Annotated in this window: 13 protein-coding genes and 1 pseudogene; 13 read left to right on the forward strand and 1 reads right to left on the reverse strand. The window is 35.8% G+C overall.

What is annotated here, in order from left to right; genetic code table 11:
• The first annotated feature begins 16 nt into the window (after positions 1–16).
• The 8 genes and pseudogenes from OZP09_RS03495 to OZP09_RS03530 all read left to right on the forward strand — a co-directional run bounded on the left by OZP09_RS03495 (position 17) and on the right by OZP09_RS03530 (position 8,568).
• Positions 17–220, forward strand: coding sequence for a hypothetical protein (locus tag OZP09_RS03495; protein WP_269236563.1), 204 nt, complete (start codon positions 17–19; stop codon positions 218–220).
• A gap of 151 nt (positions 221–371) precedes the next feature.
• Positions 372–1,030 (forward strand): annotated as a pseudogene (locus tag OZP09_RS03500) (DUF6766 family protein).
• A 47-nt stretch (positions 1,031–1,077) separates the two neighbouring features.
• Positions 1,078–3,258, forward strand: a complete 2,181-nt coding sequence (locus OZP09_RS03505; RefSeq protein WP_269236565.1) for a hypothetical protein — start codon at positions 1,078–1,080, stop codon at positions 3,256–3,258.
• 75 nt (positions 3,259–3,333) lie between these two features.
• Positions 3,334–4,092 carry an SDR family oxidoreductase gene (locus OZP09_RS03510; protein ID WP_269236566.1) on the forward strand — a complete coding sequence of 253 codons (759 nt, stop codon included), beginning with the start codon at positions 3,334–3,336 and terminating at the stop codon, positions 4,090–4,092.
• Positions 4,093–4,288: 196 nt separating this feature from the next.
• Entirely contained in the window at positions 4,289–6,430 is a 2,142-nt protein-coding gene (locus OZP09_RS03515) for a catalase (protein ID WP_269236567.1), read from the forward strand.
• Positions 6,431–6,445: 15 nt separating this feature from the next.
• Positions 6,446–7,045, forward strand: coding sequence for a YciE/YciF ferroxidase family protein (locus OZP09_RS03520; RefSeq protein ID WP_281310299.1), 600 nt, complete (start codon positions 6,446–6,448; stop codon positions 7,043–7,045).
• Positions 7,046–7,143: 98 nt separating this feature from the next.
• On the forward strand, positions 7,144–7,635 hold the full coding sequence (locus OZP09_RS03525) for a DNA-deoxyinosine glycosylase (RefSeq protein ID WP_269236568.1): 492 nt from the start codon (positions 7,144–7,146) through the stop codon (positions 7,633–7,635).
• Between the two features lie 129 nt (positions 7,636–7,764).
• A complete protein-coding gene (locus tag OZP09_RS03530) occupies positions 7,765–8,568 on the forward strand; it encodes a mechanosensitive ion channel family protein (protein ID WP_269236569.1) in 804 nt (267 codons plus the stop codon).
• A 75-nt stretch (positions 8,569–8,643) separates the two neighbouring features.
• On the opposite strand, the gene OZP09_RS03535 is transcribed toward OZP09_RS03530, so the two are convergent.
• The gene (locus tag OZP09_RS03535; RefSeq protein WP_281310300.1) at positions 8,644–9,813 is read right to left on the reverse strand and encodes a zinc-dependent alcohol dehydrogenase; all 1,170 of its coding nucleotides are present in this window, start codon (positions 9,811–9,813) and stop codon (positions 8,644–8,646) included.
• A gap of 226 nt (positions 9,814–10,039) precedes the next feature.
• On the opposite strand from OZP09_RS03535, the gene OZP09_RS03540 reads away from it, so the two are divergent.
• The 5 genes from OZP09_RS03540 (at position 10,040) to OZP09_RS03560 (ending at position 14,370) form a co-directional block, all read left to right on the forward strand.
• Entirely contained in the window at positions 10,040–11,620 is a 1,581-nt protein-coding gene (locus tag OZP09_RS03540) for an FAD-dependent oxidoreductase (RefSeq protein WP_269236570.1), read from the forward strand.
• Between the two features lie 418 nt (positions 11,621–12,038).
• Positions 12,039–12,479, forward strand: a complete 441-nt coding sequence (locus tag OZP09_RS03545) for an adenylyltransferase/cytidyltransferase family protein (protein WP_269236571.1) — start codon at positions 12,039–12,041, stop codon at positions 12,477–12,479.
• A gap of 98 nt (positions 12,480–12,577) precedes the next feature.
• On the forward strand, positions 12,578–13,060 hold the full coding sequence (locus OZP09_RS03550; RefSeq protein WP_269236572.1) for a CinA family protein: 483 nt from the start codon (positions 12,578–12,580) through the stop codon (positions 13,058–13,060).
• Between the two features lie 415 nt (positions 13,061–13,475).
• Positions 13,476–13,880 (forward strand): YidH family protein, encoded by a 405-nt coding sequence (locus OZP09_RS03555; RefSeq protein WP_269236573.1) that lies wholly within the window; start codon positions 13,476–13,478, stop codon positions 13,878–13,880.
• 100 nt (positions 13,881–13,980) lie between these two features.
• Entirely contained in the window at positions 13,981–14,370 is a 390-nt protein-coding gene (locus OZP09_RS03560) for a hypothetical protein (RefSeq protein WP_269236574.1), read from the forward strand.
• Positions 14,371–14,422 lie beyond the last annotated feature (52 nt).

A 14,422-nucleotide genomic window follows, 5' to 3' on the forward strand; every position in this document is an offset into this window, starting at 1 on the left:
GTATATTTGTAACATTATGGGAGCAAAACAATTAAGAGAATTAGTCGAAAACCAAATAGAAAAATCTACTAATTTCTGGGCTGGTCGTCCTAAGATGACTATCCAGGAGTTAGAAGCCGTAGAGAAATTTGCAAAAGAAAAAAGTAAGCTTTTTGAAAGAGTATTTGATTCTCCCGAAAAAATAGATAAAATAAGCAAAATGCAAAATAGCGCATTATAATTTATATCCTTACATTCAAATCTTAACCATCTAAGCAATTAGATGTTTTTTTTTATGTTTGGTATATATTTTATAATTCTGTAAATCCTGTAAGAAATTATATAAAGAGAAGTGTTTTTTAGTTTGTCAATTTGTAAAAACAAATGACATTATGAAAACTTTTTTACGCAATAATGGTTTAGGTATCTGCTTTTTAGCATTATTTATTGTAGCATTATTTGGGCAGATAATTTTTGGTTTTAAAGAACATAATAAAGAACTTATAGAAGAAGGCAGTACAGCCATTGAATTTTCGGCTTATCTTGTTTCCGGCCACTTTATCCAGTCTACTTTCGAAAATTGGGAAAGCGAATTTCTGCAAATGGCCTTATTTGTTGTATTTACCATTTTTCTGATGCAGAAAGGTTCTTCTGAATCTAAAGATTTTGATAAGGAAGAAGAAGAAGTAGACAGAGAACCATCACCTATCCGAAAAGACGCACCATGGCCTGTAAAAAAAGGAGGATTGGTTTTAAGCCTTTACAAACATTCACTTACCATTGTTTTATTTTTATTGTTTATAGCCTCATTTATAGCTCATTTTACGGAAGTCTTAAAGACGAGAACGAACAGCTATCACTCAAAGGGTTGCCTATGGAATCTGCATCAGATTATATTGGGGATTCGAGGTTCTGGTTTGAATCTTTTCAGAACTGGCAAAGCGAATTTCTCTCTGTATTTGCAATTGTAATACTTTCCGTTTATCTGCGGCAAATTGGATCTTCACAATCTAAGCCTGTAGATGCGCCACATATGGAAACAGGTGGATAATACTTAAATCTTAAAAAAGGGATTTTATCAATTAAAAACTTATCATTATGCACACAGTTACACCCTGGAGCGCAACTGCGCAGGCAGATATTGAAAATAGTGACATCCTTTTGGAAAGGAAATTTCTTAATTACACTTATCAATTTTACAATACAGGCGATTCGCTCTGGATTGTAGTGGTCATGCCAGAAAATGGAAAAATAGCCTTTCGTGCAGCATTTGGTATGAATAGCTGTTTTGAAATTGTCAATCTTTTTGATGACGAAGACACGATTGTCATTATACTAAATTCAAGACTTGGAGCGTATGAAATCCGGGTTAATTTTCCGGATCTGACAATACCTTTGTTACACTATACAACTACTTTCAAGGGAAATACGGCCTTGATGATTCCGTTTTCGCCACGGGACATACTTCCGCTTACCCAAAATGGAAATATAGAAAACACAAGTGGAAAAATTCATATGGAGCAATTTGGATCCAGATCAGGATTATTATTTGCGAGCATTACAAAACCACGAACAGGGTCTTTTTTTTATTTTCAAAATCTTACTTCATTGTCTGAATACTGCGAAGCAACTAAAACGGAATCAAAAAATACGGTTGGAGGAAACTGGCCCGAAATTGGATTTCAGCTTCCTGCTACTGACGAATTACCACTTCCATCAGGAAAAGCTTTTACAATTTCAGATGCTTATGTAGTATTTGATACTGAAATATTTGAAGAAACATCTGCCATCTGTGAACATTTTTTAAATAATCTTGTTAAGGTTTATAAAGTGCTGCAGCAGCCCAGAATTGAATATCATGACTGGCCTGAAATTGCTAAAAAAGTAGCAACAGATTTAACTAATAACAAAGGTGCGTGGACACAAAAAAACGGAATTCCGTATTTGAATGCCTACTTATGCGATTATGAAACACCTCCTGAAAGCATGGTTCAGTTTGCTGTACTTACTCCATTTAAAGAATATGAAGAATGGATTGCTGAAAAACAACCAGTTTGCCATGATTTGATTAAAGGTGTGCCCGCTTTTTACGACCCAAAAATAAATTGTATAAATCGCTGGCTTCCTTCAATGGTTGATAAACTGGATCAGTCTGAGGAACAAAAGAAGGAAATGGTGATGGATTCCTGGTATTTGCATCATCCGTTAATGAATTTGGCAAGACTGGCTTTGGCAGGTGACAAAACTTCAGAGAAACTGGTATTGGATTCTATAGAATATGTTATAAAAGTTGCTCATCATTTTAAATATGAATGGCCTGTATTTTATAATATGGAAACCCTTGAAATAATCAAAGAAGAAACAGAACCAGGTGCTGGGGGAGAAAATGATGTTCCGGGTTCTTACGCGCATTTAATGCTGCTGGTTTTTAAGTTAACTAAAGAAGAGCGCTATTTAAACGAAGCAAAAAAAGCAGCAAAAAAATTAGCAGATTTGGGGCTAAACATTTTATATCAGGCTAATAATACCGCTTTTGCAGCAGGTGCATTATTAGAATTGTATAAAATTACCAATGAAAAATTATACCTGAATTTAAGTTATACCTGCCTGACGGGATTGTTTAAAAATATTCAGCTGTATGATTGCAGATACGGGTTTGGCAAAAATTACAGTAATTTCTTCTCCATTTTCCCACTAAATGATGCGCCGTATACTGCTGCATATGAAGAGTTAGAAGTATATGCTGCTTTATCAGAATATATGGTTCAGGCGAAAGATGTTGAAATTTTGCCGGCACTAAAAACGCTGCTTCCTGAATTCATTAAATATGCTGTTGGCCGGATTGCTTATTATTATCCAACGATGCTGCCTAAAGAAATGCTCTCTGAAGAAGTCAAAACGGGAGAAATTCAGGCTGATCTGTGGGTTCCGCTGGAAGATTTATACAACGGCTGGCAACAAAGTGGTCAGGTTGGTCAGGAAGTATATGGAGCGGGAATGGCATTTGGCGTTGTTCCTAGGCAATACATCAAAATTGAAGAAGATTTTCTTCTTTTTATCGATTATCCTGCTCCATATCATAAAAGAGGAAAAGCTATCACAATAAAACTTGATGGAGATAAGGACCTGTGCTACAATTTAAAAATTATAAAACTTAATAATCACAAGATTCAGATGAAAGTATTTCAGAATAATGAAATTCTTAAACCATTCAATAAAAGTGCTGAAAGGCATGAATATGAAATTTCGGGTCTGGGTGTAATTAAAGTTCAATGGTGATATAACAAAACCAATATACCTCATTGTAAATATAACAATCTGACAAATTTTAATCAAACTCTTTATAGAACAAATATGGAAAATTTAACAAACTACTTTGGGCAAAACATAAAAGACAAAAGAATTGTGATTACTGGCGGTACAACCGGAATAGGAAAAGCAATAGCCGATTTATTAGTATCACTAGGCGGGCGCGTGCTTATTTTTGGAAGAGATCACGAAGATTTTAAAAATGCATTTGATGACATCAAACAAAAATTTCCTGACTGTGAACTTTATGGCACTCCGGCCGATGTAACTATAAAGGAAGATATAAATAAAATCTTAAAATTGGCAGATGATGAGCTTGGCGGAATAGACATTCTGATCAACAATGCCGCTTTGCCTGCTGACGGTCTTACCGGAACCAATTACGAAGACTATAAATATGTCATTGACACCAACATTACCGGGTATCTGGCCTTTGCAGAGGAAGCTGTTTCCAGGATGAAAAATCAAAAATCAGGGCATATTATAAACATCGGATCAATGAGTGCAGAATCAAAGTCCCCAAAAAGTACGATTTATGTTGCCACGAAACAGGCAATAAGAGGTTTCAGTACTTCTTTACGTAAGGAAGTTAATCCTTTCGGAATCAAAGTTTCTCTTATTGAGCCCGGAGCGGTAACAAGTGACATGCAGCCCGGTTCAAAAGAAGAGCACAACGAAAAAATAGATAAAATGGAAATGCTGAAAGCAGAAGACATTGCCATGAGTGTTTTATTTTGTTTGTCCCAGCCTCAAAGATGTGATATTGTAACTATGCAGATACGTCCACATCTGCAGATTATTTAGACAGTCTACAAAGAAATGGTAATTGTGAAATATAGTTAAGCAATTGTATAAAATAGCCGTTTTTATATCATTTAAATTTGAAAAACAGGAGACCCCTACAACATAACACCCTGTTAATCTGTATTTATAAATAACAGATTTCTAAAAAAGATCCTCCAGATTTTAATTTTAACTATGTAAAAATTCATTAATCAGTATGAAAAATTTTCAAGATGACAAACAACGCGATTTGTCTATAAACAAATCAGACGGAACCAACAAATTCCTGACTACCGATCAGGGTGTCCGAATTAATGACGATAATAATTCGCTTAAAGCGGGCGAAAGAGGCCCTTCCCTATTAGAGGATTTCATTTTAAGAGAAAAAATCACCCATTTTGACCATGAACGTATTCCGGAAAGAGTAGTTCACGCACGTGGCTCAGGAGCACATGGCTTTTTTGAAGTCACCAATCCAATTCCAGAATTGACAAAAGCTGGTTTTTTAAAAGAAGCCGGAATTAAGACTCCCGTTTTTGCAAGATTTTCTACCGTTGCCGGTTCTCGCGGATCTACTGACCTTGCAAGGGATGTTAGAGGATTTGCTGTTAAATTTTACACACAGGAAGGTGTTTATGACCTGGTTGGAAACAATATTCCCGTATTTTTTATTCAGGACGCATCAAAATTCCCGGATCTCGTTCATGCAGTAAAACCTGAGCCACACAACGAAATGCCTCAAGCCGCGTCTGCACATGACACATTTTGGGATTTTATATCTTTAATGCCGGAATCAATGCACATGATTATGTGGGCAATGTCTGATCGGGCGATTCCAAGAAGCTATCGTATGATGGAAGGTTTTGGAGTTCATACCTTTAGATTGATAAATGAAGCTAATGAATCTACTTTTGTAAAATTTCATTGGAAACCAAAATTAGGAACCCACGCTGTAGCCTGGGATGAAGCACAAAAAATTTCTGGTAAGAATCCGGATTTTCACAGAGAAGATTTATGGCAGGCAATAGAAATGGGTAATTTTCCTGAATGGGAATTAGGCGTCCAGGTAATCCCATCAGAGGATGAAAACAAATATGAATTTGATTTACTTGACCCAACAAAAATTGTTCCCGAAGAACTAGTTCCGGTTACTATTGTTGGAAGAATGGTACTGAATAAAAATCCCGATAATTTCTTTGCAGAAACAGAACAGATTGCTTTTCATCCTGGACATGTTGTTCCCGGAATTGATTTCTCTAATGACCCATTGTTACAAGGAAGATTATTTTCTTACACAGATACACAGCTTACCAGATTAGGCGGGCCAAATTTTCATGAAATTCCAATTAACAGAAGCGTTGCTCCCGTTCATAATAATCAGCGTGATGGGTTTATGCGTCAGGAAGTTAATAAAGGCCGTGTAAGTTATCATCCGAATTCACTAGGCGGCGGATGTCCGTATCAGGCTCAAATTGCCGAAGGCGGATTTTCTAGTTTTAACGAACGTATTGAAGCACACAAGGTGAGAGAAAGAAGCGAGAGTTTTGCAGATCACTTCGGTCAGGCAAAATTATTCTTTAACAGCCAGACCCCTGAAGAAAAAAGCCATATCGTAAAAGCGCTTCGTTTTGAACTTGGTAAAGTAGAAACTACTGCTATCAGAGTAAGAATGCTAGGACTTCTTTCGCAAGTGGATGCACAATTAGCTGAAAAAGTCGCATTAGGTTTAGGGGCTTCTGTACCTCCAATACCTGAATTTCCTGCTAATAAAGGAGTTTCTCCGGAAAACGAAGGCGGAAATCAGGAACCTAAAACGGTTGAATCCTCTGTTAGTGTATCAGAAGCATTAAGTATGGTTAAAAACCCAACTAACTCACCTACAATCGAATCCCGAAAAGTTGCTATACTTTGCTCAGACGGAGTTTCTGAGGCTGCAGTAATGAATATCAAAAGTGCCCTTAAAAAGCAAGGCGCAAAAGGATGTGTGATTGCCCCACATTTAGGATCTGTTCTTACGGACTCTGATGGAGCACTTGCTGCTGAATTTAGTTTCCTAACGGCATCATCAGTTTTATTTGATGCAGTGTATGTGCCTCACGGAATTGGACTTAATGTTTTAGCAGAAAATGATGATGCCCTGGAATATCTTAATGATGCATACAAACATTGCAAGGTTATAGGAGCTGACGGAGAAGCATCTGAATTATTGAGCGCAACCACTTTTGCATCAAAACTAACAAATGATGATCCCGGAATTATTATTACCAGCGAAGTAGGATCTGAAGCATTTGCCCAGGAATTTATCGATGCAATGGCAATGCACCGTTTCTGGGATCGTGAACCAAACTTATATATTTAATTAAAAAAAACAACCATGAAAAATTCAGAAAAACAAGGTCAGACAAATGCGACCCAAGGAAAAGCAACTGAAACAAAAGCTATAAAAAATAATGACAAAGCAAATATTGTAGCACCAGCCGCTGATGCAGCAACCGAATTAAAAGAACTTTTTGTTGACAGCCTGAAAGATATTTACTGGGCAGAGAACGCACTTGTTGTCGCACTGCCAAAAATGGCTGCTAATGCGAGTTCTCCGGGACTTGGAAGCGCAATTTTAGAACATCTTGACATAACTCAGCTTCAGGTCGAAAGGCTGAAACAAGTTTTCGACCTTTTAGGCGAAAAAGCCGAAGGGAAAAAATGCGAAGCTATGGCCGGATTACTCAAAGAAGGCGACAGTATTCTTGAAGAAACAACCCCGGGACCTGTTAGGGATGCTGGTATTATTGCTGCTTCCCAAAAAATTGAACATTATGAAATAGCTACATACGGAACGTTGGTTGCTTTTGCAAAAACACTCGGAGAAAATGATGCTGCAAAACTATTAACACAAACACTTGCAGAAGAAAAAGAGGCAGATTGTATACTTAACGATGTTGCTTTAAATGTTGTAAATATGGTAGCAGCTGAGTAATACTATTTATTTTAAATTATTTAATATCAATTTTATTAGAAAAACATCTGTTATAACGACAGATGTTTTTTGTATTTATTATATAATTTGTTTTTGTTATGTATAAAACTGCTTTACATCCTCTGGTAGATAATTCCAGCAAAATATTGATTCTCGGAACAATGCCCGGCGATCAGTCTATCGCTAAACAACAATTTTACGGTAATAAAGGAAACCATTTCTGGAAAATCATGTTTACTATTTTTAATGAAGATTACAGCCAGTCTTATGAGGACCGAAAAATCTTTTTGAAAAAACATAAAATTGCCCTCTGGAATGTTTTAGCATCCTGTGTGAGGGAAGGAAGCAGCGATTCTAAAATAACCAATGAAACAGTAAATGATTTTTTAAATTTTCATAAACAATATCCAAACATTCAGTATGTGTTTTTTGAAAGTAAATCGGCAGCTAAATTTTTCCATAAATATACAACTCCACGAGCAGGTATATCTTATCACACCCTTCCCTCAACCAGTGGCTTAAATGCAGGAATCTCATTCGATCAAAAAGTCGAAATGTGGAAAATTGTAGCAAAAACAGCAAATGATTGAAGCTAAATTAGATTGAAATTTTATTAAAAGGAATAATCTAATTATATAAATAAATTGTTTTATAGTGTAAAAATTCTCATTTGTGCCTTTAATACTTTTAATCATAATGAAATAATTAATGTGAATTTTATGGAAGAGTTTTTCAGGGATATTATAAATCATATAAAGGGATATTATAACAATATTGTTGACCTTACACCAAAATTACTACTGGCTGTTGCTGTCATTTTAATTTCATGGTTTATTGCATCACGTGTCAGGGGATTTGCAGACAGAAGATTAAAAATCAGAATGCATGACCCATTATTGGCAACTTTTATTGCAAATCTTCTTAAAGCAGTTCTTATTATAATTGGCTTCCTGTTTATGTTTCGTGTTATCGGACTTACGGGTGTAGCACAAAGTATTCTTGCCGGAGCCGGAATATCAGCTTTTATCATTGGGTTTGCCCTCAGGGATATTGGTGAGAATTTTTTAGCCGGTATTTTACTGGCATTCAAAAGACCATTTTCTGTAGGGGATATAATTGAAACTAATGGCGTAAAAGGGAAAGTAGTAGCCCTTAATTTACGTGATACCCAAATAAAAAGCGCCAGCAAAAACATTTATGTGCCGAACGCCCTTTTAATAAAAAACACACTCATTAATTTTAATAGCGATGGATATTTACTGCAGGATTTTACCATTGGACTTGAATATGGTTCTGATTACAGAAAAGCCTTAAGCTTAATTACCGAAGTATTAAAAAAAGATAGTGAAATCGTAGATAAGGATTATTTTAATTCGGCTGTAGTTTCCGGCATTACAGGAAATACCGTTCAGATTAATGTGAGATACTGGGTAAAAACAGATCTTTCTATAAGTGAGCATCTGTCAGAAATGATTATTAAGGTTACAGAAATGCTGAAAGAAAACGGATTTAATATTAAATAAATTATGGATTATATACATATAATAAATCCTAATTCTAAAGATGATTTAGAATTAGGATTTTATTTTTGATACAAACTATTGCCATGGATCTAATACAACTTTCACACAGCCGTCTTCTCTTTTCTTAAAAATATCATAAGCATGAGAAATTTCAGATAAGGGCAATCGGTGTGTAATAATATCATCCAGTTTTACTTTGCCCTGAACTACATATTCTAAAAGCTTATCGATATGTTTATGGGCAGGAGCCTGGCCACCTTTAAGAACTATTCCTTTGTCAAAAAACTGGCCAATAGGGAAATTATCATAATTTACCCCATAAACACCTAATACGGAAACAATACCGCTACGTCTCACAGCACTCATACAGGCCTCAAGAACTTTAGTAGACCCTTTTTCAAAATTTACTGTAGCTTTTACACGATCAGCAAAACTACGATCTGGCTCGAAACCAACTGCATCAATACACACGTCTGCTCCACGGCCTTGTGTAAGCGCCCGAATTTGCTCTACTACATCTTTTGCGCCATCTTCCCAAAGTATTGTTGTAGCTCCTGTTGTTGCTTTTGCTTTGTCGAGTCGAAATTGTAAGGTATCTACAATAATAACCTGACCAGCTCCGCGAAGCCAGGCACTTTTGGCAGCCATTAATCCCACAGGACCGGATCCAAATATGGCTACAGTCTCCCCTCCTTTCACCTCTCCCCAGTCTACTCCTGTATATCCGGTTGGAAAAATATCAGTCAGGAAAAGCACTTCTTCGTCTGTCAGATTCTCAGGAACGATTCTGGGACCATAGTTGGCATATGGTACCCGAACATATTGTGCCTGACCTCCATCATACCCGCCGTATAAATCGGTATAGCCAAAAAGTGCACCTCCTTTTTCCGTCAATATTCCTCCTTCTGGTCCATAATTTTCAGGGTTGCTATGCTCGCAATTTCCCGGCACATCATGATTACAGAAAAAACAATTTCCGCATGCAATTGGAAAAGGGACTACAACCCGGTCTCCCCTTTTAAGATGGGTAACGGCAGAACCTGTTTCTTCTACTATTCCCATAAACTCGTGTCCCAGAACCATTGGCCTTGGCTGGGGGAAACCTCCTGAATAAATATGCAAATCAGATCCGCAAATTGCAGTTGAAGTTACCTTTAAAATAATATCATCTTTCTCTTTTAGTTTAGGATCATCTACTGTATCATATTTAATCGATCCCGGTCCGTGTATGACTGCTGCTTTCATATTATATTTATTAAAAATTAGGATCGTAAGTAACTATTATTAAATATGTTAGTTTTACATTATTTATCACAACTCTTACATTAAATACACAATGGCAATCCTATAAAATTTCAAAATAAAATTGTAAGAATTCAATACTCATGCACAGTAGCTTTGATATTGTTTGCCTTAACAAACTTTAAAAAAAGGCCTTTTAATTGAAAATTTTTATTTTAAAAATTACATTATGGATTCAGAAAACACATTAAAAAACTCCAGCATAACTTCGGGTGAAAATGTTTCATTTTGGATTGATTCTTCGCCTATCATTTCTGGCGATAAGCCAAATAAGGATATTCACACAGAAGTACTTATTATTGGAGGCGGAATTGCCGGGCTAACCACAGCTTATAAATTGCTCAAAGCAGGAAAAAAAGCAGTAATTGTTGAAGACGGTTTCATTGGCAGCGGCGAAACCGGACGTACAACAGCCCATTTGACCTGTGCCTTAGATGACCGTTATTACTTTCTCGAAAACACTTTTGGAGAAGCAGCAGCAAAACTAGCTGCCGAAAGTCATGCTGCAGCTATAGATGAAATCGAAAAAATTGTTGATGATTTAAATATCAACTGTTCTTTTAAAAGAGTAAACGGCTATTTATTTCTTCATCCTACTGACAAAGAAGAAAACTTAGAAAAGGAATTTAACGCTACACAAAGAGCTGGATTGAAAACTGCTTTACTAAAAGGAATTCCTGCATTAGCAAATTGTGAACAACAATCGTGCGTAGCTTTTAGCAATCAGGCGCAGTTTCATGTATTACACTATCTAAAAAGGCTCACTGATGCTGTTATTTCGCTTGGCGGAATCATCTATACCGAAGCCCATGCAGAAAATATAACGAGAAAGGGAGCTAAAGTAAATGGCTTTACTTTTTCGGCAGATCATATTGTTGTAGCCACAAATACCCCGATTAATGATATTTTGACCATGCATACGAAACAGCACGCATACAGAACGTATGTAATTGCCGGTAAAGTTCAAAAAGGCACACTTCCCTATTCCCTTTGGTGGGACACGGGAGATCAGGAATCAAAATGGGTTTCGCAGCCTTATCACTATGTGCGCCTGGAAAGCTTTGATGATAATTATGACTTGCTGATATCTGGAGGTGAAGACCATAAAACAGGTCAGGCAGATGAAGAAAACATTCCTGAAGCAGCGCGCTATGACAGACTAGAGGCATGGACAAGAAATTATTTTCCAATGTTGGAAGATGATCTTACTTACAGATGGTCAGGTCAGGTAATGGAACCAGTCGATTCATTAGGTTTTATGGGGAAAAATCCTGGCGACGACAATATCTATATTATTACCGGTGATTCCGGAAATGGCATGACACATACAACAATTGGTGCTATGATTATTTGCGACAGCATTATGGGCATTAAAAACAAATGGGAAGATTTATATAATCCGTCAAGAATTACTTTGAAAACCACAGGTGATTTTGTCAAAGAAGCCGGTAATATGGCTTCGCATTACCTGGACTGGATACGTGGATCCGATTTGGATAACACAGCAGATTTGCCAGCCGGCGAAGGCGCCATAATTAACTCCGGTTTAAAGAAAATTGCAGTGTACCGTGATTATGACAATGCCTTAAAAGTCTTTTCTGCAGTTTGTCCTCATCTTGGGTGTGTGGTACAATGGAACAATGATGAAAAATCTTTCGACTGCCCGTGCCACGGTTCCCGATTTGATTCGGAAGGAACCGTAATCAATGGTCCGGCACAAGGAGATTTATCCAAAATTCATATTAAATAAATGCTGAAATTATGCTATTTGCAACGTTAATTTGGTAAAAAAAAAACATTCTTCTGTTGAACATATTACAGGAAATATTGCTCATTTTTTCTGCAGCATCGGAGTTACGCTGCATCATTATTCATCAATTGATTTTATTGGGAAGGTCATGCTAAAGATTCAAATAAAAACAAAAGCACAAATCCTCAAATATTATAAAGATAATTATGTGGGGATGCAGAATAGATATCTGATCTTTAAAAAACAATATAAATCGAATACATAATTTCTATATCTCTAACGTAATTACAAAAAATGTAAATTATATAATTCTTAAAAATCGTTTTGTAAGAAATAGCAAACATTTAAATCTATTTTTGTGGGATTCAAGTACAAATAAAACCATTTAAAGATTTAAACAAACGTAATAAAAGAGAAAATGAAATTAAATAAAACAACAACCGGAATTACATTTAGTGCATTTGATTTATTACATGCAGGTCATGTGAGAATGCTTGAAGAAGCAAAACAGCATTGTGACTATTTAATTGTAGGATTACAAACCGATCCAACGCTGGACAGACCAGAAAAAAATAAGCCAACGCAATCTGTTGTTGAGCGCTACATACAGCTCAAAGGCTGCAAATTTGTTGATGAAATTATTCCATACGCTACTGAACAGGATCTTCTGGATATATTGCAGGCACTTCCTGTTGATGTAAGGATTCTGGGAGAAGAATATAGAAATAAAAATTTTACAGGCCGTGATTATTGCGAAAAAATGGAAATCAAACTTGTTTTCAATAAACGTAATCATCGCTTCTCAAGCAGCGGACTCAGAAAAGAAGTATATGAACGTGAATGCCTAAAATTAGTCTGATTATGATACATCCGGACACCGAAATACGCTTTATAAACTAAGAAAAAGGTAAAATATGTTCCTTAGCAGCGAGTATTAATAATATAAACTAAAATCATATGCCTTCAGATATTGTGATGAGATGCAGTAAAGCAATTGCAGCAAAAGGATGGAATATTGCTTTTGCAGAAAGCGCTACTGCCGGCAGAATGAGCGCAGAATTTTCAATGACTTCTTATTCAGGAGAAATTTTGCGTGGCGGTATTGTTTGCTATGATGTATTTGTAAAGGAACAAATCTTAAATGTTCCCCACATAACTATTGAAAAATACACTCCGGAGTCAGCAGAAGTCACGCAGTTACTGGCACAGCAGGCAGCCAAAATATTCAATTCAAAAATAACAGTCGGCATCACCGGATTAACAAGTCCTGGAGGCAGTGAAACTGAAGAAAAGCCCGTAGGCACCATTTTCTTTTACATCATAACTCCCACTGAAAAAATAAGTCATAGAGAAATTTTTCAGGGAACTCCGGAAGAAATAGTATCAAAAACAATTGACAAAACAGCAAATCTTATTATGGACAGTATTGCCGGTTTATAACTTCAATAAAAAGCTGTAATCTTCATTCCATATAAAGTTTACAGCTTTTTACTTAAATTCTACGCATATAGTCGAAGTGACTAAAAATGATTACAAAACCTTCATTCCACCGGCTATTGAAAAACTGGCACGGCAAATTGATGAGATCAACTTTTTGTTTCTGATTGATACCAGGATTAAAAAATTTACAACTGCTACCTTGATTGAATAGGCTATCATTGCCACTGAAAGTTTAGGAAAATAGAACAAAGCTTCAATCGTAACAGATTCTGATAACGACATTTCTTTCATTAATAAATTCAGTTATATCGCCACTTGGAGAATTTTAAGGTTATAAAAAAGAATTCTTTAATGAAGCGTTAAACTGAATCCATGACAACCAAATCAAACAAATAACTAGTTAAAATATTAGATTGTGGACGACAAACAAAATAAAAAATTGATTAATGAACAGATGGCAAATGAGAGAACTTTTTTGTCATGGATTCGCACGGGCATCGGAATCATGGTATTCGGTTTCGTGATTGTAAAATTTTCATTGTTTGTAAACCAGTTGCCGGCAACATTTTTTAAAGACGCAACAATTCCTAAAAACGGATTTACCATATTTATCGGAATTGCATTAGTATTTACAGGGGCACTCACCATATTATTGTCTTATTGGAAATACAAACAAACACATAAGCTGCTTCAAAAAGGTGAATATTTATATTCTACTATGTTATTGACAACATTAACAGTGATCATTTTTGTTATGAGTATCATAATTATTTCTTATTTGATTATGGCTGCTTACCCTCTCATCTTACCAATTAGTTAAACTAACAACCTGTAAATTATGTAATTAGAGGTTCTTGTGATGTAAATTTTTGATTCTTAGTACCTGTACTTTAGCTATATAACCTCAAAATTTAATTATTATGAATATAGATGAAAGAGAAAACTACGATCAAAGTGATCTGTATTTTCAAGATAAGGAACAATTCAAAGATGATGATTCAGTATCAAATGTATTAGACAATTCAATTACGAATGACGAAGAACAGAGTATGTATAATCAACAAGATCCGGATGAAGATTACAGAGATCCCGATGATATGGATCCGGATCTGCTCGAAGATGAAAATTTTACAGATGCAGATGAACTCGAAGAAGAGGATGATTTGTTTGAAGACAACGATGAAACAGATGACTTACATGAGGATGATATTGAGAATAATTTAGATGATATAGATGACGACGACGATGATCTAAATGAAGATGATATTATAAGAAACAAAAGAGAACTATATCGTGACAGAGATCTTTAACCAATTTAAAATAAACCGTTCTCTCAGAGCGGTTTATTTTTTAAACATTCTA

This window comes from Flavobacterium flavigenum, from assembly GCF_027111255.2.
Taxonomy (GTDB): domain Bacteria; phylum Bacteroidota; class Bacteroidia; order Flavobacteriales; family Flavobacteriaceae; genus Flavobacterium; species Flavobacterium flavigenum.

Excerpts from the sequence above, each read along its gene's own strand:
- OZP09_RS03495 (WP_269236563.1), top strand. The coding sequence starts at position 17 with ATGGGAGCAAAACAATTAAGAGAATTAGTCGAAAACCAAATAGAAAAA.
- OZP09_RS03505 (WP_269236565.1), top strand. The coding sequence starts at position 1,078 with ATGCACACAGTTACACCCTGGAGCGCAACTGCGCAGGCAGATATTGAA.
- OZP09_RS03510 (WP_269236566.1), top strand. The coding sequence starts at position 3,334 with ATGGAAAATTTAACAAACTACTTTGGGCAAAACATAAAAGACAAAAGA.
- OZP09_RS03515 (WP_269236567.1), top strand. The coding sequence starts at position 4,289 with ATGAAAAATTTTCAAGATGACAAACAACGCGATTTGTCTATAAACAAA.
- OZP09_RS03520 (WP_281310299.1), top strand. The coding sequence starts at position 6,446 with ATGAAAAATTCAGAAAAACAAGGTCAGACAAATGCGACCCAAGGAAAA.
- OZP09_RS03525 (WP_269236568.1), top strand. The coding sequence starts at position 7,144 with ATGTATAAAACTGCTTTACATCCTCTGGTAGATAATTCCAGCAAAATA.
- OZP09_RS03530 (WP_269236569.1), top strand. The coding sequence starts at position 7,765 with ATGGAAGAGTTTTTCAGGGATATTATAAATCATATAAAGGGATATTAT.
- OZP09_RS03535 (WP_281310300.1), bottom strand. The coding sequence starts at position 9,813 with ATGAAAGCAGCAGTCATACACGGACCGGGATCGATTAAATATGATACA.
- OZP09_RS03540 (WP_269236570.1), top strand. The coding sequence starts at position 10,040 with ATGGATTCAGAAAACACATTAAAAAACTCCAGCATAACTTCGGGTGAA.
- OZP09_RS03545 (WP_269236571.1), top strand. The coding sequence starts at position 12,039 with ATGAAATTAAATAAAACAACAACCGGAATTACATTTAGTGCATTTGAT.
- OZP09_RS03550 (WP_269236572.1), top strand. The coding sequence starts at position 12,578 with ATGCCTTCAGATATTGTGATGAGATGCAGTAAAGCAATTGCAGCAAAA.
- OZP09_RS03560 (WP_269236574.1), top strand. The coding sequence starts at position 13,981 with ATGAATATAGATGAAAGAGAAAACTACGATCAAAGTGATCTGTATTTT.